At 64.4% G+C, this 21,133-nt stretch carries 21 protein-coding genes; 11 read left to right on the top strand and 10 right to left on the bottom strand.

The window, feature by feature from the left end:
* Positions 1-4 precede the first annotated feature (4 nt).
* Positions 5-430, bottom strand: a complete 426-nt coding sequence (locus Q0718_RS11865) for a transcriptional repressor (protein ID WP_298918135.1) — start codon at positions 428-430, stop codon at positions 5-7.
* A 240-nt stretch (positions 431-670) separates the two neighbouring features.
* Between Q0718_RS11865 and Q0718_RS11860 the strand changes: the two genes are divergently transcribed.
* On the top strand, positions 671-1,450 hold the full coding sequence (locus Q0718_RS11860; protein WP_298918132.1) for a SapC family protein: 780 nt from the start codon (positions 671-673) through the stop codon (positions 1,448-1,450).
* A gap of 90 nt (positions 1,451-1,540) precedes the next feature.
* Here the strand turns inward: Q0718_RS11860 and Q0718_RS11855 are convergent, their stop codons facing one another.
* Genes Q0718_RS11855 through Q0718_RS11845 form a run of 3 tightly spaced genes read right to left on the bottom strand, consistent with a single transcriptional unit; the run spans position 1,541 to position 3,675 of the window.
* On the bottom strand, positions 1,541-1,993 hold the full coding sequence (locus tag Q0718_RS11855; RefSeq protein ID WP_298918129.1) for a PaaI family thioesterase: 453 nt from the start codon (positions 1,991-1,993) through the stop codon (positions 1,541-1,543).
* Positions 1,990-2,502, bottom strand: a complete 513-nt coding sequence (locus Q0718_RS11850) for a PaaI family thioesterase (RefSeq protein ID WP_298918126.1) — start codon at positions 2,500-2,502, stop codon at positions 1,990-1,992. The genes Q0718_RS11855 and Q0718_RS11850 overlap by 4 nt, the downstream gene beginning before the upstream one ends.
* A 3-nt stretch (positions 2,503-2,505) precedes the next feature.
* The gene (locus Q0718_RS11845) at positions 2,506-3,675 is read right to left on the bottom strand and encodes a serine hydrolase domain-containing protein (RefSeq protein WP_298918124.1); all 1,170 of its coding nucleotides are present in this window, start codon (positions 3,673-3,675) and stop codon (positions 2,506-2,508) included.
* A 208-nt stretch (positions 3,676-3,883) separates the two neighbouring features.
* Between Q0718_RS11845 and hslU the strand changes: the two genes are divergently transcribed.
* The 8 genes from hslU to Q0718_RS11810 all read left to right on the top strand — a co-directional run bounded on the left by hslU (position 3,884) and on the right by Q0718_RS11810 (position 11,796).
* Positions 3,884-5,221: an ATP-dependent protease ATPase subunit HslU gene (gene hslU / locus Q0718_RS11840; RefSeq protein ID WP_298918121.1), complete on the top strand. Its 1,338-nt coding sequence runs from the start codon at positions 3,884-3,886 to the stop codon at positions 5,219-5,221.
* Between the two features lie 49 nt (positions 5,222-5,270).
* Positions 5,271-5,579 carry a type II toxin-antitoxin system RelE/ParE family toxin gene (locus tag Q0718_RS11835; protein WP_366523885.1) on the top strand — a complete coding sequence of 103 codons (309 nt, stop codon included), beginning with the start codon at positions 5,271-5,273 and terminating at the stop codon, positions 5,577-5,579.
* A gap of 4 nt (positions 5,580-5,583) precedes the next feature.
* Positions 5,584-5,886, top strand: a complete 303-nt coding sequence (locus tag Q0718_RS11830; protein WP_298918116.1) for an addiction module antidote protein — start codon at positions 5,584-5,586, stop codon at positions 5,884-5,886.
* Positions 5,887-6,055: 169 nt separating this feature from the next.
* Entirely contained in the window at positions 6,056-7,207 is a 1,152-nt protein-coding gene (locus tag Q0718_RS11825) for a radical SAM protein (RefSeq protein ID WP_298918113.1), read from the top strand.
* Positions 7,208-7,388: 181 nt separating this feature from the next.
* Positions 7,389-10,241 (top strand): TonB-dependent receptor, encoded by a 2,853-nt coding sequence (locus tag Q0718_RS11820; protein WP_298918110.1) that lies wholly within the window; start codon positions 7,389-7,391, stop codon positions 10,239-10,241.
* Positions 10,242-10,250: 9 nt separating this feature from the next.
* A complete protein-coding gene (locus Q0718_RS11815) occupies positions 10,251-11,306 on the top strand; it encodes a phytase (protein WP_298918107.1) in 1,056 nt (351 codons plus the stop codon).
* Between the two features lie 56 nt (positions 11,307-11,362).
* Positions 11,363-11,494, top strand: a complete 132-nt coding sequence (locus Q0718_RS13740) for a hypothetical protein (protein ID WP_366523884.1) — start codon at positions 11,363-11,365, stop codon at positions 11,492-11,494.
* Positions 11,476-11,796 (top strand): peptide-methionine (S)-S-oxide reductase, encoded by a 321-nt coding sequence (locus Q0718_RS11810; RefSeq protein WP_298918163.1) that lies wholly within the window; start codon positions 11,476-11,478, stop codon positions 11,794-11,796. The genes Q0718_RS13740 and Q0718_RS11810 overlap by 19 nt, the downstream gene beginning before the upstream one ends.
* Here Q0718_RS11810 and Q0718_RS11805 read toward each other — a convergent pair.
* From Q0718_RS11805 to Q0718_RS11790, 4 genes are read right to left on the bottom strand one after another with little or no spacing between them, the layout of a single operon-like run.
* Positions 11,793-13,430, bottom strand: a complete 1,638-nt coding sequence (locus tag Q0718_RS11805) for an amidase (protein ID WP_298918104.1) — start codon at positions 13,428-13,430, stop codon at positions 11,793-11,795. The genes Q0718_RS11810 and Q0718_RS11805 overlap by 4 nt on opposite strands.
* Positions 13,431-13,460: 30 nt before the next feature.
* Positions 13,461-13,958 (bottom strand): Smr/MutS family protein, encoded by a 498-nt coding sequence (locus Q0718_RS11800; RefSeq protein WP_298918102.1) that lies wholly within the window; start codon positions 13,956-13,958, stop codon positions 13,461-13,463.
* Positions 13,955-15,154, bottom strand: coding sequence for an MltA domain-containing protein (locus Q0718_RS11795; RefSeq protein WP_298918099.1), 1,200 nt, complete (start codon positions 15,152-15,154; stop codon positions 13,955-13,957). Before Q0718_RS11795 ends, Q0718_RS11800 begins: the two co-directional genes overlap by 4 nt.
* A gap of 7 nt (positions 15,155-15,161) precedes the next feature.
* The gene (locus tag Q0718_RS11790) at positions 15,162-15,857 is read right to left on the bottom strand and encodes a Tim44/TimA family putative adaptor protein (RefSeq protein ID WP_298918096.1); all 696 of its coding nucleotides are present in this window, start codon (positions 15,855-15,857) and stop codon (positions 15,162-15,164) included.
* Between the two features lie 152 nt (positions 15,858-16,009).
* Between Q0718_RS11790 and secB the strand changes: the two genes are divergently transcribed.
* Complete coding sequence (gene secB / locus Q0718_RS11785; RefSeq protein ID WP_298918094.1) at positions 16,010-16,630, top strand: protein-export chaperone SecB; 621 nt, start codon at positions 16,010-16,012, stop codon at positions 16,628-16,630.
* A 133-nt stretch (positions 16,631-16,763) separates the two neighbouring features.
* On the opposite strand, the gene Q0718_RS11780 is transcribed toward secB, so the two are convergent.
* Positions 16,764-17,798 (bottom strand): tellurium resistance protein TerC, encoded by a 1,035-nt coding sequence (locus tag Q0718_RS11780; protein ID WP_298918091.1) that lies wholly within the window; start codon positions 17,796-17,798, stop codon positions 16,764-16,766.
* 173 nt (positions 17,799-17,971) lie between these two features.
* On the bottom strand, positions 17,972-19,495 hold the full coding sequence (locus Q0718_RS11775; RefSeq protein ID WP_298918088.1) for a LytTR family transcriptional regulator DNA-binding domain-containing protein: 1,524 nt from the start codon (positions 19,493-19,495) through the stop codon (positions 17,972-17,974).
* 148 nt (positions 19,496-19,643) lie between these two features.
* Here Q0718_RS11775 and Q0718_RS11770 point away from each other — a divergent pair, with 148 nt between their 5' ends.
* Positions 19,644-21,092, top strand: coding sequence for an alpha/beta hydrolase (locus Q0718_RS11770; RefSeq protein ID WP_298918085.1), 1,449 nt, complete (start codon positions 19,644-19,646; stop codon positions 21,090-21,092).
* Positions 21,093-21,133 lie beyond the last annotated feature (41 nt).

Here is a 21,133-nt window from a genome sequence, read left to right as displayed (position 1 = left end):
GGCCCTACGCCACCTTCCGGCAATCGGCGCAGGTGCCGTAATGTTCGATCACGCTACGGTCGATGTGAAAGCCGTCGGGCTTGCAGTCCGCATGGTCGTGGGCATGTCGTTCCTCGACCTGGCTGCAGCGTTCGCAGATGAAGAATTCGGCCAGGTCTCCCTCATGGCTGTGGTCGCAGGCAACGAAGGCGTTCAGCGCTTCGACGCGGTGGACGAGGCCCAGCTTGGACAGGAAATCGAGCGCGCGGTAGATGGTCGGCGGCTTGGGACTGCCGCGTTCGGGCTTCAGCCGGTCGAGCAGATCGTAGGCCTTGACGGCCCCGCCATCCTCGATGACCAGTTCCAGCACATGCTCGCGCAGGGGCGTGAACCGTTCGCCGGCCGTCTCGCAGACCTGCCGGGCCGTGGCCAAACGCGCTTGTGTCGTCATTGCGTCCATGCCTTCCAGATAGGCGATGGACGCATCGTTGGCAAATCGTAAGCGTGATCCCGTTCGGCCCCCCGATCCTGAAAAGCGCAGTTGATGGCGGGCAGGGCATCGGCTAAGGCGCGGCCTTTCACCGATCCCCTTGACCGATCAGGGGGCGGCGCCGATCGACGGGGACAGGCGCCGCAAGCGAACTTCCGTGCCGTCTCCGTCCGAGACATTCCATCCAAACCGAGAGGCATCATGGCCGAAAAACAGCAAGCCAGCGTGACCGGAAACGTCATGTTCTACGAAAAACCGGTTCCGTTGAACCGCGAACAGCACAAGGACTACGGCGTCTCACCGGTGGACAAGCCGTTCGACTTCATGTCCAAATCCCATTTCGTGCCGCTGACCGCCAACGAATTCGGATCGGCCGCCGCCAGCTATCCGATCATCTTCGCCGGCGAGGAACGCTCCCCGCTGGCCGTGATGGGCATCCGCACGCAGGAAAACCTGTTCGTGGCGGACGGCCAGTTCAACACCGACTTCTACATGCCCGCCTTCGCTCGCCGCTATCCCTTCGTGCTGGCCGGCGACCAGGCCAATGACCGTTTCGTGGTCTGCGTGGACGAAAGCGCGACTTGCGTGACCGACAAGACGCCGGCTCAGAAGTTCTTCGACGGCGACGATGCGTCCGGCTTCACCAAGGAAGCGTTCGAGTTCCTGCAAAGCTTCGAACGCGACCGTCAGGCCACGATCGCCATGGTCGACGAATTGAAGCGCCATGACCTGTTCGAACCCAAGGACATGCATTTCCAGGGCCAGAACGCCGACGGCAGCCCGGCGGAAAAACAGAAGATCGCCGACTATTTCGCGATTTCCGAAGAAAAGCTGCGCGGCCTGTCCGCCGAGGATACGAAGAGCCTCGCCGATCGGGGCATCCTCGCCGTGGTCCACGCCCACCTGATTTCGCTGTCCAATTGGCAGCGCCTGGTGAACATGACACTGCGACGCGCCGCCGACGAACAGGCCGCCGCCTAGGTTCGGCATGCATCTCGAACGACTGACCCCGGCCGCCGCGCCGGGGTTTTTTCATGGCCCGATTCCAGCAGGCACACCTGGCAGGCGGGCTCAGCCCGTCTCGCGGCCCAGCAGGAAATGCCCGCTCAGCGCGGCGATCGGCGTTTCGAACCTGTCCTGCCAGGCGCGCACGCGAACATTGGCGACGCGCGAGCCTTGTTTGAACACTTGCGCCCGGGCGTAGGTGTCGACCGGCTTGCCGCGGCGCAGATAGTCGATGCTGATGCCGATCGGCCGCGGCAGGTCGCGCCCCGGATTGTTCAGGATCAGCTGCGCGATGGCGCAGACTTCCATGAAGCCGCCGATCCCGCCGCCATGCAGGGCGGGCAGGGACGCATTGCCGATATTGCTTTGCCGGAAAGGCAGGACGAGCGTGAATTCCTCGCCCATGAAATGCGGCTCGATGCCGAGCGTGGCAGCGTAGGGGATATTGTGCAGTCGCTCGCGGATGTCGCGGATCGCATCGCGTTTTGGATGGCCAGAGGCGGGGGTCGTGTTGTTCATGGCGCCCGCGTCCCCGCTTTAGACCGTTTGGCCCGCTCCATCCGCGCCTTGATCGCGTCTTCGAAGGACAGGCGCGGCCCCGTGCTCATGAAGGTGGCCTGCGCGGTCGCGACCGGATCAGACTCGTCGCCGTCATGGGCGAGTGCGCGCAGGAAGGCGACATGGGTGGTCGTCTTGTAGCATTCGGCCGTCCCGATGATGGTCTGGTCCGGCTTGGCCGCGCGCTGGTAGTCGATGCGCAAGGACAGGGTCGCCAGCGCGCCCATCGTGTCAAACCCGGTGAAGGCCGCCAGGCCGCAGGCCTGGTCGAGCAGGGTCGTGACGGCTCCGCCATGCAGCACGCGGGTCTTCGCATCGCCGACCAATCCCGACGAATAGGGCAGGGACAGGGTCGCCTGCCCCTCTCCGACGGCCACGAACTGGATGCCCAGTTCGGTCGCGTGCGGCGTGCTGGCGATCATCGCCGCCCCGACCTCCCAGAACAGTTTCAGGCGTTCATCCATATCCATGGCTCAGCTCTCCGCCTTCTCGTCCAGCGCGTCGAAGGCCGCCGCGATGACGCGGTTGGCGCGCGGGTCGCCCATCAGATATTCGCGCTGCCGGTTCATGACATAGGCGCCGTGCAGGCCGGTGTCCGGATCGGCGAACACGGCCGATCCGCCCCAGCCTGAATGGCCGAGCGTGCCGGGGTGCGGGCCATAGGCGAAGTTGGGCGCGTTGCGCATCACCCCGGCGGCGAAGTCGATGGTGAAGGGCAGGACCGCGTTCGGCCCTCTGGTCCGCGAGATCGTGGCGGCCGCGCGCACATCCTCGCTCAGCACCTTGCGGCCCCCGGCCGACCCGGTCGCGAAGGCTTCCATCAGGGCGCCGATACCGGCCGCCGTGGCCTGGCAATTGGATCCGGCCAGTTCGGCTTCGCGCCAGACATCGCCGCTGACGCGCGCGGGCGACGACCAGGGCTTCAAAAAGGCGACGCGTTTGGCGTCGGTCAGCGGACCCAGATCGGCCATGGCGCGCGGCTTGACCAGCTGCGCGACGCGGGCATTGTCCGCCGGGTCGATGCCGATATGGACGTCCGCGCCTGCACCGCCATTGGCGGGCTCGGCGAGATCCTCGGCCAGGATGCGACCCAGGCGGCGGCTTTGCGGATCGGCGCGGCGTGCGACCTCGCCCGCCAGGAAACCGAAAGTGACGGGGTGGTAGCCGCTCTGGCTGCCCGGTTCGAACAGCGGTTCCTGATCCTCCAGAATGGCGACGACCTTGTCGAAATCGATCCAATCTTCCGGCTGGAAGTCCGGATCGGTGATCCCGACCAGGCCCGACTGGTGGCTCATCATCTGGGCCAGCGTCAGAGCCGCCTTGCCGTGCGCGGCGAATTCCGGCCAGATGTCGGCGACCGGCCGGTCATAGTCGAGCCGCCCCTGCTCGACCAGATGGGCGATGACGAGCGCCGCCATGGCCTTGCCAGAGGAATAGACGGAGAACAGCGTTTCGGGTGCGACCTCCGTCTTGCGGGCGCGGTCCGACCAGCCGGCGCAGAGATCAACGACCGGGTCGCCGCGGCGGAAAATCGCGACCTGACAGCCCAGTTCGTCCCCATCGGCGAAATTCTCGATGACGGCGTCGCGGACGGATTCGAAACCGGGGGCGATCAGGCCGGACAAGGGGGGAAGGGGGCTCATGGGCGGCTCTTAACGCCACCCGCCGCGCATCGCCATCCGCTTCGGTTAAAAGTTCTGCGCGAGGTGCCGCGCCAGCCCTTCGTCGCGCGGTTTGGCAAGTCCTACGGGCCGCGGCCGTTCCTTCCGTCAGCGGGTGGCTGCGCCTAGATTGGCATGTCATCCGGATGCGCTCTGTTGAACCTTCGGGGCCGGAGCCTATCTAGTCAGGATGACAGATACCCACGCTTCGGCATCCCAGGCCGCTTCCTCCGCCTTCACACCGCGCGAAATCGTCTCCGAATTGGACCGTCACATCGTTGCGCAGTCCGACGCCAAACGCGCGGTCGCCATCGCGCTGCGCAATCGCTGGCGGCGCAAGCAGCTGGACGATGGCTTGCGCGCGGAAGTCACGCCCAAGAACATCCTGATGATCGGCCCGACCGGCGTGGGCAAGACGGAGATCAGCCGCCGCCTCGCCAAGCTCGCCCGCGCGCCGTTTCTCAAGGTGGAAGCGACCAAGTTCACCGAAGTGGGCTATGTCGGCCGCGACGTGGAACAGATCATCCGCGATCTGGTCGAGGCCGCCGTGACCTTGCTGCGCGAGGAAAAGCGCGGCCTCGTTACCGCGCAGGCCGAAAGCGCCGCCGAAGACCGGATCATCGACGCACTGGCGGGCGACAATGCGCGCGACGGCACGCGCGAAGCGTTCCGGCGGCGCCTGCGCGCGGGCGAGTTGGACGACACGGAAGTCGAACTGGATCTCGCCGATACGGCTTCGCCCTTTCAAAGCATGGAGATTCCGGGCCAGCCGGGCGGCGGCATGGGCATGATCGACCTGTCGGCCATGTTCGGCAAGATGGGCAAGACCAAGACGGTCACGCTCAAGGTGCGCGACGCCTACGCGCCGCTGCTGTCAGAGGAAGCCGACAAGCTGGTCGACGATGACAGCGTCAAGCGCGAGGCCGTGGAGCTGGCCCAGGAAGACGGCATCGTCTTCCTCGACGAGATCGACAAGATCACCGCCCAGAGCGACCGCCGCGGCGGCGACGTGTCCCGCGAGGGCGTGCAGCGCGACCTGCTGCCCCTGATCGAAGGCACGACCGTCTCCACCAAATACGGCCCCGTGAAGACGGACCACATCCTGTTCATCAGCTCCGGCGCGTTCCACGTCGCCAAACCGTCCGACCTGTTGCCGGAACTGCAGGGCCGCCTGCCCATCCGCGTCGAACTCCGCGCCCTGACGGAAGAAGACTTCGTGCGCATCCTGACCGAGCCGGAAGCGTCCCTGATCAAGCAATACACGGCCCTGATGGCGACCGAGGGCGTGACCCTCGACTTCACGGACGACGCCATCGCCGAGATCGCCAGGATCAGCGCGATGGTGAACGATAGCGTGGAAAACATCGGCGCGCGGCGGCTGCACACGGTGATGGAACGGCTGCTCGACGAGATCAGTTTCACGGCGACCGACCGGGAAGGAGAAACAGTGCGGATCGACGCAGAGCATGTGCGCGATACGGTGGGCGAGTTGGCGAAGGATCAGGATTTGTCGAAGTTCATTTTGTAGACTGTCAGGATAGATTGACAGACCGGCACTACAAACATAAGTTTCCATGATGCCGAGGCTGATCGCGTCTTCCACTTTCCAAGCGTGGATCGGCACGATGAAAGACCGGCGTGCGGCCGCTCGGATCGATGATCGGATCCTCAGGTTGCAGGCCGGAAACCCCGGCGACCACAAATCGGTCGGAGGCGGCGTTTCCGAACTGCGCATCCACTTCGGGCCTGGCTACCGGGTATATTACACACGACGCGAGAACGGGGATCTCGTCATCCTTCTCGCGGGCGGCACGAAACGAACGCAGGCGCGCGATATCGACAAGGCCGTCGCTATCGCCGCTCTCGAAAACTGGCAAGGAGGATAAGCCCATGGTCGATCAGGTCCACGAGTCCGCCGTCACGTTCCACGACTACGACCCGGCCCGCAATCTCGACACGCCCGAAGCCGTGGCCGAATTCCTGGCGGCCGCGCTCGAAGGCGGCGACATGAAACATTTCGCGCGCGCCGTCGGCATCGCGTCCCGCGCTGTCGGCATGACGGACATGGCGCAGAAAACAGGCATTTCGCGGTCGGGGCTGTATGACTTGCTGGACGGAAAAAGCGCGCCGAGGAGTGACAGCCTGTTCAAGGTGATCGAGGCGCTGGGGGTGAAGCTGACGGTTGTGGCATAGTCGGCCACACCGGAATTTCACTTGTTATGTCAGGCAGGCTTTTGCTGCCGCTCGCACGCTGACGCGGGGGTCGCAGAACGCCGTGCTCGCTTCGCTGCGCGCGCCGCCCTGCGACCCATTGGCACCCGTTGAGACTGGACCAAAACTTTGTTCGACGCGTTTCCCTCCCATGACCGACGCGCTCGACTTCTCCGCCCCCACCGCTGCCCCGCACATCGCGCCCACGCACGCCGAGGAAACCGCGCCGCCCGAGCCACGCCCGTCCGCCCACCTCAAACTCTGGTGGCCGCGCCGGGTGTTCATCGCCAAGTCCGCCCGCGACTCCGCTGTCGCCGATCGCGCCCGCCACGTTGGGGCAGAGCTGGGCGCGGAGATCGTGGAGCTGTCGGACAATGCGGTGCGGGGCCTAAAGGGCGAGAGCGAGCGGGAGACGTATCGGAATGGGAAGTCGTCGATCGCCATCGTCAACGCGCCGCCGTCCGCGCTGAAGTTCCAGCCGATCCCGCCATCCGCCGATTTCCGCCTGGACCTCGCGCGGGGCTGTCCGGCCCATTGCCAGTATTGCTATCTGGCCGGGTCGCTGTCGGGGCCGCCGATCACGCGGGCCTATGCCAATCTGGACGAGATCTTCGCGCAAGTCCCGAGCTTCATCGGGAAGGGCAAGATCACGTCGAAGTCGCAAGCGCGTGCCCATGAGGGCACGACGTTCGAGGCGAGCTGCTATACCGACCCGTTGGGCATCGAGCATCTGACCGGCGGGCTGGAGCGGGCGATCGCCTATTTCGGGCGGCAGTTCGAAGCAGGCCTGCGGTTCACGACCAAATATGCGCGCGTGGACGACCTGCTGGACCTGCCGCACAACGGCCGGACGCGGGTGCGCTTTTCCGTCAATGCGGAGGACATCACCCGGCGGTTCGAGGGCGGGACGGCGAAGCTCGCCGACCGGCTGGCCGCCATGGGGCGGATGGCGCGGGCGGGTTATCCCGTCGGGCTGACCATCGCGCCGATCATGCCCCTGGACGGCTGGCAGGACAGCTACGGTGCGCTGATCCGCGAGGCGGGCGCGGCCTTGCCCGGTGACGCGGACCTGACCGTCGAGCTCATTACCCATCGTTTCACGCCGGGTTCGCGCGAAGTCCTGCTGTCCTGGTATCCCGGAACCGATCTGGAGATGGACCCGGCCGTGCGTTCGGAGAAGCGCAACAAGTTCGGCGGGCGGAAGTTCGTCTACACCAAAGAGGTCATGCGCGAAATGAAGGCCTGGTTCGAAGGCCGGATCGCGCGGGACCTGCCGGACGGGGCGATCCTCTACTGGACATAAAGCGCATCGCCTGCACGGATCGCGGGTGGAAATATCCGGACTGGGCGGGTTGCGACTTTTGCGTGTCCCTTGACATCGAACCGACATCCAAACTTCACGGATGTGACGGAAAGCCGTCATGGGTCTGAAACATATCGCGCACATGGGCGGCCGATCTTTCACGGCTGCGAAGGGGATTTCCATGCCGGCCCGCCCAACCCGTTCATTCTGTCTGACCCGTTTCTGCCTGGCCACCGCGTCAGTGGCTGCGCTCGGCCTGGCCGCACCCGGCATCGCCCACGCACAAATCCTGTCCGGCCAAGTCACGGACGTGACCGGGCAAGCGCCGTTCGAAGGGGCCGTCGTCACGCTCGACGAGACGGGCCGCAGCGCGACGACCGACCGGTTCGGCCGCTACCGCCTGTCCAACCTCCAACCCGGCACCTACGATGTGACGGTCACCTATCTGGGCACATTGCCTCAGACGCAGACGATCACCATACCGGCCTCGGGCGCGTCGCTCGACTTCCTGATCGGCGACAATGTCCGGTATGAGGACAACGTCATCGTCGTCGGCACGCGCGCCGCACAGGCCAACGCGCTGAACCAGCAGAGGGCGTCCAATTCCATCATCAACGTCATCGACTCCGACGGGTTGGGCTATTTTCCCGACACGACGGTCGCGGATTCGCTATCGCGCGTCGTCGGCCTGTCGATCGAGACCGATCAGGGCGAAGGCCGCTACGTCTCCATCCGGGGCATCAACACCGACCTGATCAGCGCCTCGATCAACGGCGTGCGCACCCCGTCTCCCGAAGACCGGCGCGGCGTTCTGCTGGACGGGGTGCCGTCCGACCTGCTGGACGGGATCGAGGTGCAGAAATCGCTGACGCCAGACGTGGACGGCGACAGCCTGGGCGGAGTGATCAATCTGAAGACGATCAGCGCATTCGACCGCCGCGGACAGTTCCTGCGCGCCAAGCTGGAAGGCCGCTATAACGACATCACCGATGTCGTCTCCCCCAAGGCCACGCTGACCTATTCCAATGTCTTCAACGACCGTCTCGGAATCGCGATTTCCGGCAACTACCAGGACCTCGACATTGAGAGCCACAACAACGAGTCCGGCGGTTGGGGTACGGAAGGCGGCACCGACTTTTTCCTCAATGACGATTACGAGCAGCGCTGGTACGATATCGACCGGGAGCGCATCGGCCTGGTCGCGAACATCGATTTCGAAGCGTCCGATTCCACCCGCCTCTATCTGCGCACGCTCTACAACCGCTACAGCGACGACGAGGTCCGCAACAAGTTCGAACTGAAGGATCTGGACGACGGCGCGGCGACGAGCGCGACCACCTCTTCCGTTCCGCTGAACGAAGTCGATGTCGAAGTGCGCCAGCGCGAAGAAATCCGCCGCATCGAGACCTACGCGCTGGGCGGCGAGACCCTGACCGGGCCCTGGGCAATCGATTACGAGGTCGCCTATGCCTTCGCCGAGGAAGACGATAGCGACAATCACGACGCGACCTTCCGGTTCGAAAACATCCAGGACAGGTTTCCCGGCACCGTCGCCTTCGATACGTCCAACCCGGAAACGCCCGTCCTGTCCGGCGGCGCTACGTTGGCGGCGATCTACGATCCGGCCAACTATCTCCTCGATACGTTCGAGCGCGAATTCACCGTCAACAAGGACACCGAATATAGCGGCAAGATCAACGTCGCGCGCGACAGCCTGTGGGGCGACACGCCCGTCGAATGGAAAGGCGGCCTGAAGTTCCGCGACCGGGAAAAGGTCCGCGACGCCAATCTGACCTTCCAGGAAAACGATGCGTTGAACCTGTCCGCTTTCACGAATGAACGGCTGATCGACGGATGGCGATTGCCCAACGCGATGCCCGCGTTCCCCGATCCCGACCTGACGGCGGCGTTGCGCGCCAACCCCAACGGTCTTCTGGAGCTCAATACGGGCGACACGAATTTCGAGAGCCTGGCCGAGGACTTCACGATCGACGAGTCCGTTTTCGCCGGATATGCGATGGGCACGTTCGATCTGGGCTCAGCCACGATCATCGCCGGCGCCCGGGTGGAACACACCGAAGTCGACATGGTCGGCAACAATTTCGTGGAAGGGTCCGATCCTTCCACCGTGACCGTGCTGACCTTCGACCAGAGCTACACCGACGTTCTGCCCAGCGTGAACCTGCGCTACGACTTCAGCGATCGGCTGCTGGGCCGCGCGGCCTACTACAAGGCCGTGGTGCGGCCCTCCTTCGGCCAGATGGCGCCGTTCGCGCGCTTCTCGGACGATTTCGAGGATGCCCAGATCGGCAATCCGGATCTCGATCCCTACAGTGCGGACAATTTCGACCTCGCCCTGGAATTCTATCCCAACGACGTGTCGGTCTATAGCGTCGGCGCCTTCTACAAGCGCATCGAGGACCCGATCTTCGACGCGGTGTTCGACGCCGATGACGTCCCCGCCAATATCGACATCTCCTATTTCACGGCCGAGCAACTGGCCGAGCTGGAAGAGCTGACCGTAGCGATCAATACGGGGTCCGCTGACATCTACGGCGTCGAATTCAACGTCGTGCAGGATCTGGCGAGCTTCATCGAAGCGCTGGACGGTTTCCTGCTGACGGCGAACCTGACGCTGACCGACTCGGAAAGCGAAATTCCGGACGGCGACGACATCCGCACCGTTCCTTTCCTCAAACAGTCCGACACCGTGTTCAACGCCGCTCTCGCCTATGACAAGGGGCCGTGGGATTTGCGGGCGTCGCTGAACTATCGCGGCGACTTCCTGGACGAGCTGATCAGCGAAGGCGGTCCGGGCGATGCGGAATTCGGCGCACTGGACCGCTACACGGATGGGCGCTGGCTGCTCGAAGCGTCGGCCAAGTACCGGGTCAATGACAGCCTCCAGCTTTATGTCGAAGGCAAGAACCTGACGGACGCGCCGGAATATTATTACTTCGGCAGCGAACGCCGCCTGTCGCAATATGACGAGTTCGGGCGGACCTATGTGTTCGGCCTGCGCTACACCTATTAGGAGAGACCCGTGCGACCTTCGACCCTTCTTTCCGGCGCGGTTCTGCTGACGGCCTGCGCCACGACGCCGGCCGTCTCCCCGACGCAAGACCAGTACCCGGCCGCCTTCGTCGCGGCCGCCTTCGAGACGCCCGTCATGGCCAGCGAAGGCGACAGCGCCGACGATCCAGCGATCTGGATCGGGGCGGACGGTGCCGGGTTCATCGCCGGGACCGACAAGCAGTCGGGCCTTTACATCTACAATCTGGACGGCACGCAGCGCGACTACAAACCGGTCGGCATGGTCAACAATGTCGATCTGCGCAGCGGCTTCCTCTTCGACGGTCGCGAACATGTGTTGCTGGTCATGAGCAATGACGAGATCAACGTGATCGAGACGATGCTCTACGACCCGTCCGCGGACCGTTTCTTCCAACCCGAAGGCGGCCGCATCGAAACCGGCACGCTGTCGCCTTACGGCATCTGTCTGGGACAGGCCGCAGATGGGCATTTCCATGCTGGTGTGACCACCAAGTCCGGACGGTACGAACAGTTCGTCATCGGCACGGACGCAAACGAGATCATCGCGGAGAAAGTGCGCGAACTGTCCACCGAGATCCAGACCGAAGGCTGCGTCTTCGACGACCGGATGGGATCGCTCTATCTGGCGCAGGAAGAAGGCGACCTTTACCGTTACCCGGCTGCGCCGGGCAATGACGCGCCGACCCTTATCGCGAAAGCCGGGGATTACGGCATGCTCGCCGACCTGGAAGGCGTGACGGTCTATGAGGACGGCGGCGACGGCGGCTATCTGCTGGTCTCTTCGCAAGGCAATGATAGCTACGCTGCCTTCTCTCTGCCCGACCATGCCTTTGCGGGACGCTTCGCCATCACGGCCGGCGCCGTCGACGGCGTCTCCACGACGGACGGTATCGCCGCCACCTCCATGCCGACGGCGCGCTTCCCGCAAGGCTTTCTCGTCGTGCAGGACGATATGGACGACACATCCCCGTCCGAGCCGCGCAAGAAACAGAACTTCAAGATCGTCGACTGGCGCGTTATCGACGCGGTATTGAACGCGAACTAGATAGCGCGACCCGCACGATCGGGTTCGGTGGCGGCTGTCACTGGTGCACGGAGGCCGTGTTCCAGTCCTTGCGCGGCATGGTTCGTGTCGAGCAAGGCTTCATCCGCTCCGACCCGCCTGATGACGCCTGGTCCGAAGCCGTGCGGATCGCCTTTGACCCCCTAGTGTCATCCCGCTTTCCGTCCTGACGGACGTCCATCTGCGCACCCATGCCAGTACCAGCGCGCATTCCATGCGCGGCAAGTACCGCAGCGCCGTCTATGTCGAAGATGAAAGGGCTGTCGAGATTCGCGCCATCCTGACTGGCCTGCAGGCGGATTTCGACGCGCCGCTTGTCACGCAGATCCTGCCTCTGCGGGCGTTCAAACCTTCCGAGGCGAGGTTTCGCGACTATTACGCGACCGATCCAACGCGGCCTTTCTGCCGCGCCCATGTCGATCCGAAGCTGGCGCGGCTCCGCGCTGCGTTTGCGCCTTTCGTGAAACCCTAGCGGCGGGGTTCCAGCGCCGCCTTCAGTTCCGGCACGTCGTAGGCATCGCGAAGATAGCCCGGCTCGACGCGCGCCTGCGTGGCCTGCTCCAGCGCGTGGCCGTAGGACAGGATAGCCTTGTCGTCGCCCGCGCCGCCCATGATGGAGAAGCCCAGCGGTACGCCGTGGACGGCCCCCATGGGCACGGTGACGTGCGGATAGCCCGCCACGGCGGCCATGTAGCCCGCCCCGGCCCAGGCCGGCCAGGTGTCGCCATTGACCGGATCGACGCGCGAGGACATCGGCCCCGACGGGCTGACCAGGGCGACGACGTCGTTTTCCGCCATCAGCCGGTCGATGCCGCGTTCGCCCGTCGCGCGCTGCACGTTCGCCTTGGCGGCGAGATAGGTGTCGTCGTCCAGCCCTGGTCGTTCGTCCGAACTGTCGAACAGGCTCTGGTCGAACACGGCCGTTTCGCGCGCGTCGGCCGTATTGAAAGCGCGCAAGTCCGACAGGGACCGCACGGGGATCTCGGCCGGACTGTCGGACAGATATTCGTTGAGGGTCGCCCGGAATTCGGTTTCCAATACATTCAGGGAGTCCGCTCCGTAATTCTCGGCTTCCAGTTCGAAATCCTCGATTTCGACCAGCTCCGCTCCGGCCGCTTCCATTGCGTCGAGCCCGCGCTGGAAAGTCTCTCGCACATCCGCGCTGGCCCCTTGGGCGAAACGCAGCACGCCGATGCGCGCGCCTTGCAGGCTGTCCGCGTCGAGTGCGTCGAGATAGCCCGAGGACCCGTCCGTCGCCATGGCGTCCATCATCATGGCCGCGCCGCGCACCGTCTTGGTCATCGGCCCGGCCGTGTCCTGCGTGCTGCTGATCGGGACGATATATTGCTGGCTGATGACGCCGACCGTCGGCTTGAAGCCGACGATGCCGTTGACATTGGACGGGCAAATGATCGAGCCGTTGGTTTCCGTGCCGACCGCTCCGGCCGCGAGCGAAGCCGCAATGGCCGCGCCGGAGCCCGACGAGCTGCCGCACGGGCTGCGGTCCAGCATATGCGGGTTGCGCACCTGGCCGCCAATGGCCGACCAGCCGGATACGGAATCGTTGGAGCGGAAGTTGGCCCACTGGCTGAGATTGGTCTTGCCGAGGATGACCGCCCCCTGGGTCCGCAGGCCCGCGACCAACGGGCTGTCCCGGCCGGTCACATTGTCTTCCAGCGCGTAAGCGCCGGCCGTCGTAGCGACCGGATCGCGCGTCTCGATATTGTCCTTTAGAAGAACCGGCACCCCGTCCAGCGGACCGAGCGGCTCACCTGCGGCGCGGCGGTCGTCAGAGTCTTGCGCCTGCGATAGGGCGTCCGGATTGAGCGACAGGACCGATTGCAGGCGCGGTCCGTCGCGGTCCACCGCATCGATCCGGTCGAGATAGGCCTGCGTGAGTGCGACCGAGGTCGTTCCGCCCGACGCCAAAGCGGCGACCGCTTCGGGCAATGTCGTGTCCGTCAGCCCGGTCGGCTGGGGGTTTCCTTCAACTTGGGCCGTCGCCTGCGGTGCTTCGATGACCGGATCGGGGACCGGTGCCTGGGTTGCCGGGGCGCAGGCGGCGAGAACGAAAAGGGATGCGAAGAGCAGGGTCTGTTTTGTCATGCCTTCTTTTGCGTGCGATCAGTGACCGGTTCAAGCCCGCAGGAAAACGTACCAAGCCCCTGATCCGCCGTGGCGCGCATGGGCCTGGGCATAGGTTGCGACGAGCGGCCACAGGTCGGGCGCGCGCAGCCATTCTCGAAGACTGGTGCGCAACACGCCCGCCCCGTCCGGTCCTTTTCCCGTGATGACGAGCAGGCAGCGCTCGCCGCGCTTGGCGCTGCGGAACAGGGCGGTGGAGAGCGTACGGCGCGCTTCGGACCGTGTCAGGCCGTGCAGGTCCAGCCGCCTGTCGATCTCGACGCGGCCCTTGCGGACGGATTTGTCGGCATTGCGCGGAACGGGCCCGTTGGGGGCGGGCGTCGATATCATGCGCAAAGGCGGCAAGCGCATCATGGCGGCGAAATCATCGCGCGTGGCACTGGGTTCGGGCTTGGCCGCGCCTTTGCCGTGCGGACGGCGGCGTGGACGGACGGTGCGGGCCACGCGGTTCCAGACGAGCCGTTCGGTCTCGTCCAGGCGGCGGCTCACGCCTGCGGCTCTTGCAGGCGCGTGGCTAGTCCATGCGGCAATAGCACCGTCCAGCGGACGCGGTGCTTCATGACGCCCGCTTTCGCGCCAGCGTCGGACCCGGCGCCGAAAAACAGATCGCCGCGCAGATCGCCCTTGATGGCGCTGCCCGTATCCTGCGTCACGACCAGAAGGCTGGTGACCGCCCCCTTATAGTCGCGGGCATGGCGCGGCAGGCGCGTGTCGAGCCAGACCGGAACGCCGTAGGGCTTGTGGGCCGGATCGACCGCGACCGACCCCATGGCGGTCAGCGGAACCTGCATCGCGCCGATGGGGCCTTCGCCCGCTTCGATATCGCGTTCGGCGAAAAAGATGTAACGCCGATTCTCGTTCATCAGCGCGCGGGTCGCGTCCGGCCCGGCCGCATCCATCCAGGCTTCGATATTGCGCTTGCCGGAGTTGTCGCGCGTCAGTTCCCCCCGCTCGATCAGGACGCGCCCGATGGATGTGTAGGGTTTGCCGTTATTGCCCGCATAGCCGACCCGGGTGGTGCGGCCGTCGGGAAAGTGAAGCCGCCCTGATCCCTGGATGTGCAGGAAGAAGACTTCGATGGGACGGCCATAGGCGATGACAGGCGCGCTGCGCGCATTCAGCCGGGCACGCGGCAGTTTGCGCGTCGCCGGATTGCCGGGCAGGGTGAGGATCGGTTCGGAATGGACGCTGTCCGGTTCGGTGCGCACCTCGACTTCCGGTTCGTAATACCCTGTCAGCAGGCCGGTTTCCGCAGACAGGGATGCCGGCGTGAACAGGCTTTCGAAGAAAGGCCGGGCGTGGGTGGCATGGTCCGCCGCGTCGCAGACCGACGCCCAGTCGGCATAGGTGCCGTAGGCGGGTTTGGCCTTGATCAGGGCGCGGGCGTCCGCCCGTTTGGCGAAAACGGCACAGCTGCGACGGAAGGCATGCAGCGCCGGTTGCAGGTCCGCATTCGCCCAGCCGCTCAAGCCGTCGAAAGGATCGGGTCGGTCGAGGTCGGGTTCGGGCGCGATCGGCCCCATGGCCGCGCCGATGCCGGCGACGGGCACATCGACGATATCGCCGGGGAAGGGGAGCGTTCGGTCCGGTGTGCGCGACGTGACGGGAGCCGGTTCGTCGCCCGGCGTGGTCGCGCAGGCGGACAGGCATAGCGCGAAGAAAAGAAGCGCGCAGACACGAAACATGGGAAGCCTAGTCCGTTTCGCCGGACGTGCCGGTCGTGTCGGGCGTGGGGTCCGCAGGCAGGGCGTCCCCTTCCGACGGTTCGACCTCCGACAGGCGCCACGCCGGATCGCTGGAGCCGACAGGCCGTTCGAACGTCCAGAACTCGGAAATCGAGGCCAGTATGTCCGGATCGCCGTCCACCAGCTCTCCGCTCGCATCGCGCAGGGCGGAAGCGATATCGGCCTCGTACAGCACGCGGATATAGGCGATGCCGTCCTCGATCCGGGCGGACTTGATCTGGCTGGTGCGCAGGCGGCCCAGATCGGTGACCTGGATCAAGGACAGGGCTTCGCGCTCTGCGATAGCGCCGTCATAGACCGCATAGACCTCGTCCGTCAGCAGATCGCGCAGCGTGTCGCGGTCGCCGGATGCGAACGCTTCCAAGATCATGGAATAGGCCGTCTTGGCGCCGTCGATGAAGCGCGCCGGAGAGAAGTCCGGTTCGGCCCGCGCGATCGCGGACAGGCCGGTCTCGTCTTCCGCATCATCCGCGCCGGCGAAGGCAGGCCCGGCATCGCGGTCCGGTTCGCCCGACCGTCCGCCGAACACTTCGTCGGGCTTGAAGGCATCCTCCGGTCCGCGGCCGACGGATTTGCCGAGCACGGAGTAGAAAGCCACGCAGATAATGGCGGCGATGGCGGCGTAGAGGACGACTTCGAACATATAGGCTTATATAAGGGTCGCCCCACCTTTTGAAAGGCGGCATTTCCGGCATCGCAGTCGCATGCTCGGCGTTGCAACACGGGCCGGGGCCGTGATAGCGGGCGCGCGAACCTCGATCACCCCATTCCCGAATCCATCCCCAAGAGGCCATCATGGCGAAGAAACCCAAAAAACCGGACGCCGACAAGAACGGCGAAACCATCGACGAGAACAGCCTGAACATTTCCGTCGATGACGGCGCCGCGGACACAGCCGGGGACGGGCAAGCCGGAGACGGACAAGCCGGAGACGGTCAGGCCGCCCCCGCGACTGAGCCGGCAGGCGAACCCGCCGGCGAGCCGATGTTGAGCGTGCTGGCGCAATATACGCGCGACATGAGCTTCGAAAACCCGAACGCGCCGGACTCATTGCGCAGTGGCCAGCCCGCGCCCGAGGTCAATATCGACCTGCGCATCGGCCGCGAGATCGGCGAGAACGACACGGTCGAGATCAGCATCCTGATCAAGGCGCAGGCGGTGCGCGGCGACCAGACCATCTTCATCGCCGAGCTGGACTATGCCGGACTGTTCGGCATCAAGAATGTCGGCGTGGAGCAGATCCAGCCGCTGATGATGATCGAATGCCCGCGCATCCTCTTCCCCTATGCGCGCAAGATCCTGGCCGACATGACCCAGGACGGCGGCCACATGCCGATCATGCTCGACATGCCGGACTTCGCCGGCATGTTCCGCGACGAGATGATGCGCCGCGCAAAGGAGCAGGGGTTGAACTAGAGGCTCTTACCGCGCTGGAAAAAATAAAGCCGCCCTCGACGGGGCGGCTTTTTCGTTGGGCGGAATTCCGCGCATCCAAGCGGTCCGCGCGGGACCTCTCCGGGTCCGCGCAGCCAGCGGTCGTCACGGACCGCTACGCGCCTGGAACGTAGGGCGCATCCTTGGCCTTCTTGCCCTTGCGGCCTTTGTAATTGTCGACGGCGGCGATGGCGGCCATCTCGCTATCCTCGCCCATCATCTCCGCCTGCTTCTGCGCCCAAAGACGCTTCTGGTAGCGGTTGGAGATGATGTCCGTGATGACCAGCACCCCGATAACGAGGTAGAAGCTCGATTTGCTCATCGCCTGCAGCTCGTAGCCGAACAGTTTCAGATGCGCCAGATGCGCGCCTTCGGTCACGAGTAACACGCCGACAAGGAACAGGATGAACAGGCCCAGCACCTGGTACATGCGGTTCTTCTTCAGGAAGTTCGTGACCCGGTCGGCCAGCAGGATCATGGCGATGCCCGACGCCACGATGGCGATCACCATGAGCGGCACCTGATAGGTTTTGACGGGCTCGCACGTCACCGCGCCCGCGACTGGATTGTTGATCAGGAAGCGCTTGCATTCCGCCACGTCGCCCGCCGCGAAGGCCTGCAATGTCGCGCCTGCCGCATCCACGATCACGGCGGTCTGGATGTTGGCGATGGCCATGGCCGACAGGATGGAGTCGAATGAAAAGACGAGGTTCATCGCCACGATCAGCGCGACCGCCCCCCAGATCGAGCGCGCGCCCGACCCTTCGGAATGCTCGATATGATCGACTTGCAACAGGTGGTGGATTTCCTTCATCGCGGTGTAGATGATGAAACCCCCGCCCAGGACCGTGACGATCGCCTGCAAGGTGAATTCGCCTTCGATGATGCCCGTGGACAGAGCGAAGAGCGGTTCGGCCAGCAAACCGAATAGCGAAACGATGACGAACAACAGAACGATCCGCAGCGCCACGGCGATCCCGATCCCCCAATTGCGCACTTTCCTTGCCGCGACCGGATCGCCGACCTTGTTGGATTCGATGACGATGTAGAGCAGATTGTCGAAGCCCAAGATGGCTTGCAGGAGGATCAGCGCCCCAAGCGTGAATAGCGAGCTGAGGGTGAACAGATCGGGGGAGAACATGTCGGCCATTGGATATTGTCCCGGGCAGGTGGAGGATTAATGCAAGGCAATGCTAGACGGTGCAAATGGTTGCGACAATGCGTAACAGGACGGTTTCTCGGCCGATGCGCCCCAAATCGCCCAAACATGTCCTGCAATGAAGGTTTGTCGGGACGGGACCTCATCCGGTCCCGACGCAGTCCCTAGCCCAGCGCTTGGCGGACGCGGGGCAGGATGCGCCGGCTGACGGGTATGCGCTCGCCGTTCTGGAGCAATAGCGAGCCCGTCCCCGATGCATCGCGGTCCAGGGCGCCGACCCGCGCCGTGTTCACGATATGGGACCGGTGCACCCTGAGGAAGCTGGCCGGGAGTTCGGCTTCCAATGCATTGAGCGTCTTGGTGTGCAGGACGGTCCGGCCGTCGTCGAGGCGAATTTCGGCATAGCCGTCCGCGCCCTTTATCGCGGTGATTTCGCCGACCGGAATCTGTTCGATCTTGCCGGCGCTGCGGATCACCAAAGGCGGCGCGGCGCTACCGGGCTCCAATCGATCGATGAGGGTCTGGAGCCGGTCCGCTCTGGCGGTTTCGCGCAGACGCTCCGACCGTTCGCGCGCACGGGTTCCGACCTGCTCGGCCAACAGAACCAGCAGAAAAGCCGCGACGAGATAGAAGAAGACCGCATCGAGGAACAGTTCGGGTGCCGCCAGATTGGCGAGAACGAACGCCGTCAGCGCGCTGGCGTTCATAGTGGCTCTGACACGCTCATCGCCGCCGTCTCCGGATCCGACGGGCCGCCAGACCGCCCAGACACTGACCAGCAGGGCGCAAACAAGCGGTCCGAGCATCGCGGATGAGGATTTGCCGTCGAAGCCGGGCTCCAGCCACAAGGCGGCGATGCTGATCAGCGTTGCTGCGGCCATGACTGGCAGGAGCCAACCGGGACGTTGCCGCCGCGTGACGTAAAGGCAGCTCAGCCACCCGAACCCTGCGGAGAATCCTGCGATCGCCAACAAGCGCAGATCGTGCAGGGGATAGGGATAGGACCAGAGCGGACGCGTCATCTCGGCCAAGAGCTGGCCGCTCGCCAGCCCGCACAGCCCGCATAGAAGAAGGGCGTCGCCCCGGGGCGAATGCAAGGCCGCCAGCCCCCCGAAATAGACCAGACCGGCTAGAAACAATCCGAGTGCGACCATGACAGGCGCGACCGCGACGGCCAGCTCCCGGTTTGTCGGATCGATGGGACGAAAGGCGATGTGCTGGAAGGGGCGGTAGAGGTCGAGATATGCATGATGGGCCGAGGCCAGCATGATGATTTCGTTGGGCCCGGGTCTTACAAGGTCCGGAGGAACGGCCAGCACGGCATCGATCAATCCCGGCGCTTCCGACAGATTGTCCGGTCCCGGCAGACCGTTCCGGCCGATTTCCCGGCCATTGATCCAGATGCGCGACGAAAACCGGCCGCCGATATGCAAGCCGAGAGGCGCGTTCGTATACGGGGCGTTCAGATCGAAACGAATCCAGACAAGCCGGTCTGTAGGATCGACGGCGCCGGGCCATTGCGTGATGCAGTCCGGGCCGGACCAAGTCTGCGGCGGCTGGTCGGCAATGTCGGCCGGGCAGACCTGTGCGTCCGATGCGAAGGCGTGTCCGCACAGAAACAAACAGGCGCAGACCCAGAAGCATAGATGTTTCAAGGAAACAGGGGCTTTCAGAATATTCGCTGTCATGAAGCCGTGCCGTACCTTGCCGGGACGCGACCGCGAAGCCCCGTTCGCGGAATGGACGCCGCCGCTCGCGCCAAATGCAGTGGCCATGGGGCGTTGCAGTCTTAGGCGTTGCGGATCCGAAGACACGAAAAGGATAAAGGGAAATCCCATGAAGCATCTATTGATCACGACCGCCGTCCTGACGTCTGCGTCCCTTCTTGTCGGGCTGGCCGCAAACATTGCGGCCAATCCCGCAGAACCCTCACCCATGGCATCGCGTGTCGCGCCGTCATCCGAGACACCGATCGTCTTCGAAGCCGATAGTGGCGAGAAAGTCGATGCGTTCGAGGGCACGTTCACCGTGCCGGAAAACCGCGCCGATCCCGACAGCCGCAAATTGACGATCCATTATGTCCGCTTTCCGGCCACGACCGACGCGCCGGGGGCGCCCATCGTCTATCTGGCCGGTGGGCCGGGCGGATCGGGGATCGGAACGGCCAGGCGCCAGCGGTTTGCGCTGTTCATGGCCTTGCGCCAATATGGCGACGTGATCGCCTATGATCAGCGCGGAACCGGCCGTTCGAACGACATGCAGACCTGCACACGGCCGGGTCTAGGTCTGAGCGCCGTCATCAGCGATGAAGAGGCTCTGGCCGGAGAATTGTCCGCCTTGGCCGCGTGCATGGACGAATGGGAAGCGGCCGGCATCGATATCAGCGGCTATGACACAGTCGAGAACGCCCGTGATCTCGATGACCTCCGTCGTCACCTGGATGCGGAAAAGTTGAGTCTCTGGGGGATCAGCTATGGCAGTCACCTAGGCTTGGCCGCCATGCGCGAACTGGACGGCCGGATCGACCGGGCCGTCTTCGCCAGCATCGAAGGGCTGGAACAGACCGTGAAGCTGCCCGCCCGCACGGACGCCTATTTCGACCGCCTGCAAACGGCGATGAACGCGCTCGATCCGGAAACCCCCGACATCAAGGCCCTTATCGCGCGGGTCCATGCCGATTTCGATGCGGCTCCCAAGACACTCGACGTCGAGGGCAAGCGAGTCGTCTATCACCGGCGCGACATGCAGAGCATGCTGGGTCAAGCCATATCGGACCCGCAATGGGCCATTTTCATGGTCGGTGTCTATCAGGACCTGGACCAGGGAGACGTCGGTTCCCTGGAGACTCTGTTGGCACGCTGGGAGCTGACGTCCGATCACAGCTTCAGCCCGATGAGCCGTCTGACGGACATCGCGTCTGGCACGGATGCGGCGCGGCGCCGGCTGATTGACGCCCAGGCGAGCCGGTCGCTCGTCGGTTCCAACCTCAATGCATCCTACCACTACGAGGATATCCAGCCCGACCTCGTTCTAGGGTCCGATTTTCGCGAAGCTGTGGAATCCGACATACCTGTCCTTTTGCTCAGCGGCACGCTGGATGGCCGGACCTATCCGGAAGCCGCGCGGGAGGCGATGGCGGGCCTGACGAACGCCCATCATGTCCTGATCGAAAACGCAGGTCACAATCTCTTCATGACCGACCCGGAGATCGGCCGGATCATAGAGCGCTTCATGGCCGGAGAGACCGATCTGCCGGGGCGTATAAGCGTCGAAATTCCGGACTGAACGGTCTTCAAGCGGCTTGCTTTTCGATTCTCCTTCATGCC

Source organism: uncultured Algimonas sp. (genome assembly GCF_947498175.1).
Taxonomy (GTDB): Bacteria; Pseudomonadota; Alphaproteobacteria; order Caulobacterales; family Maricaulaceae; genus Litorimonas.
Note: the sequence above shows the minus strand (reverse complement) of the source record. Positions and strands in the feature narration are given on the sequence as shown.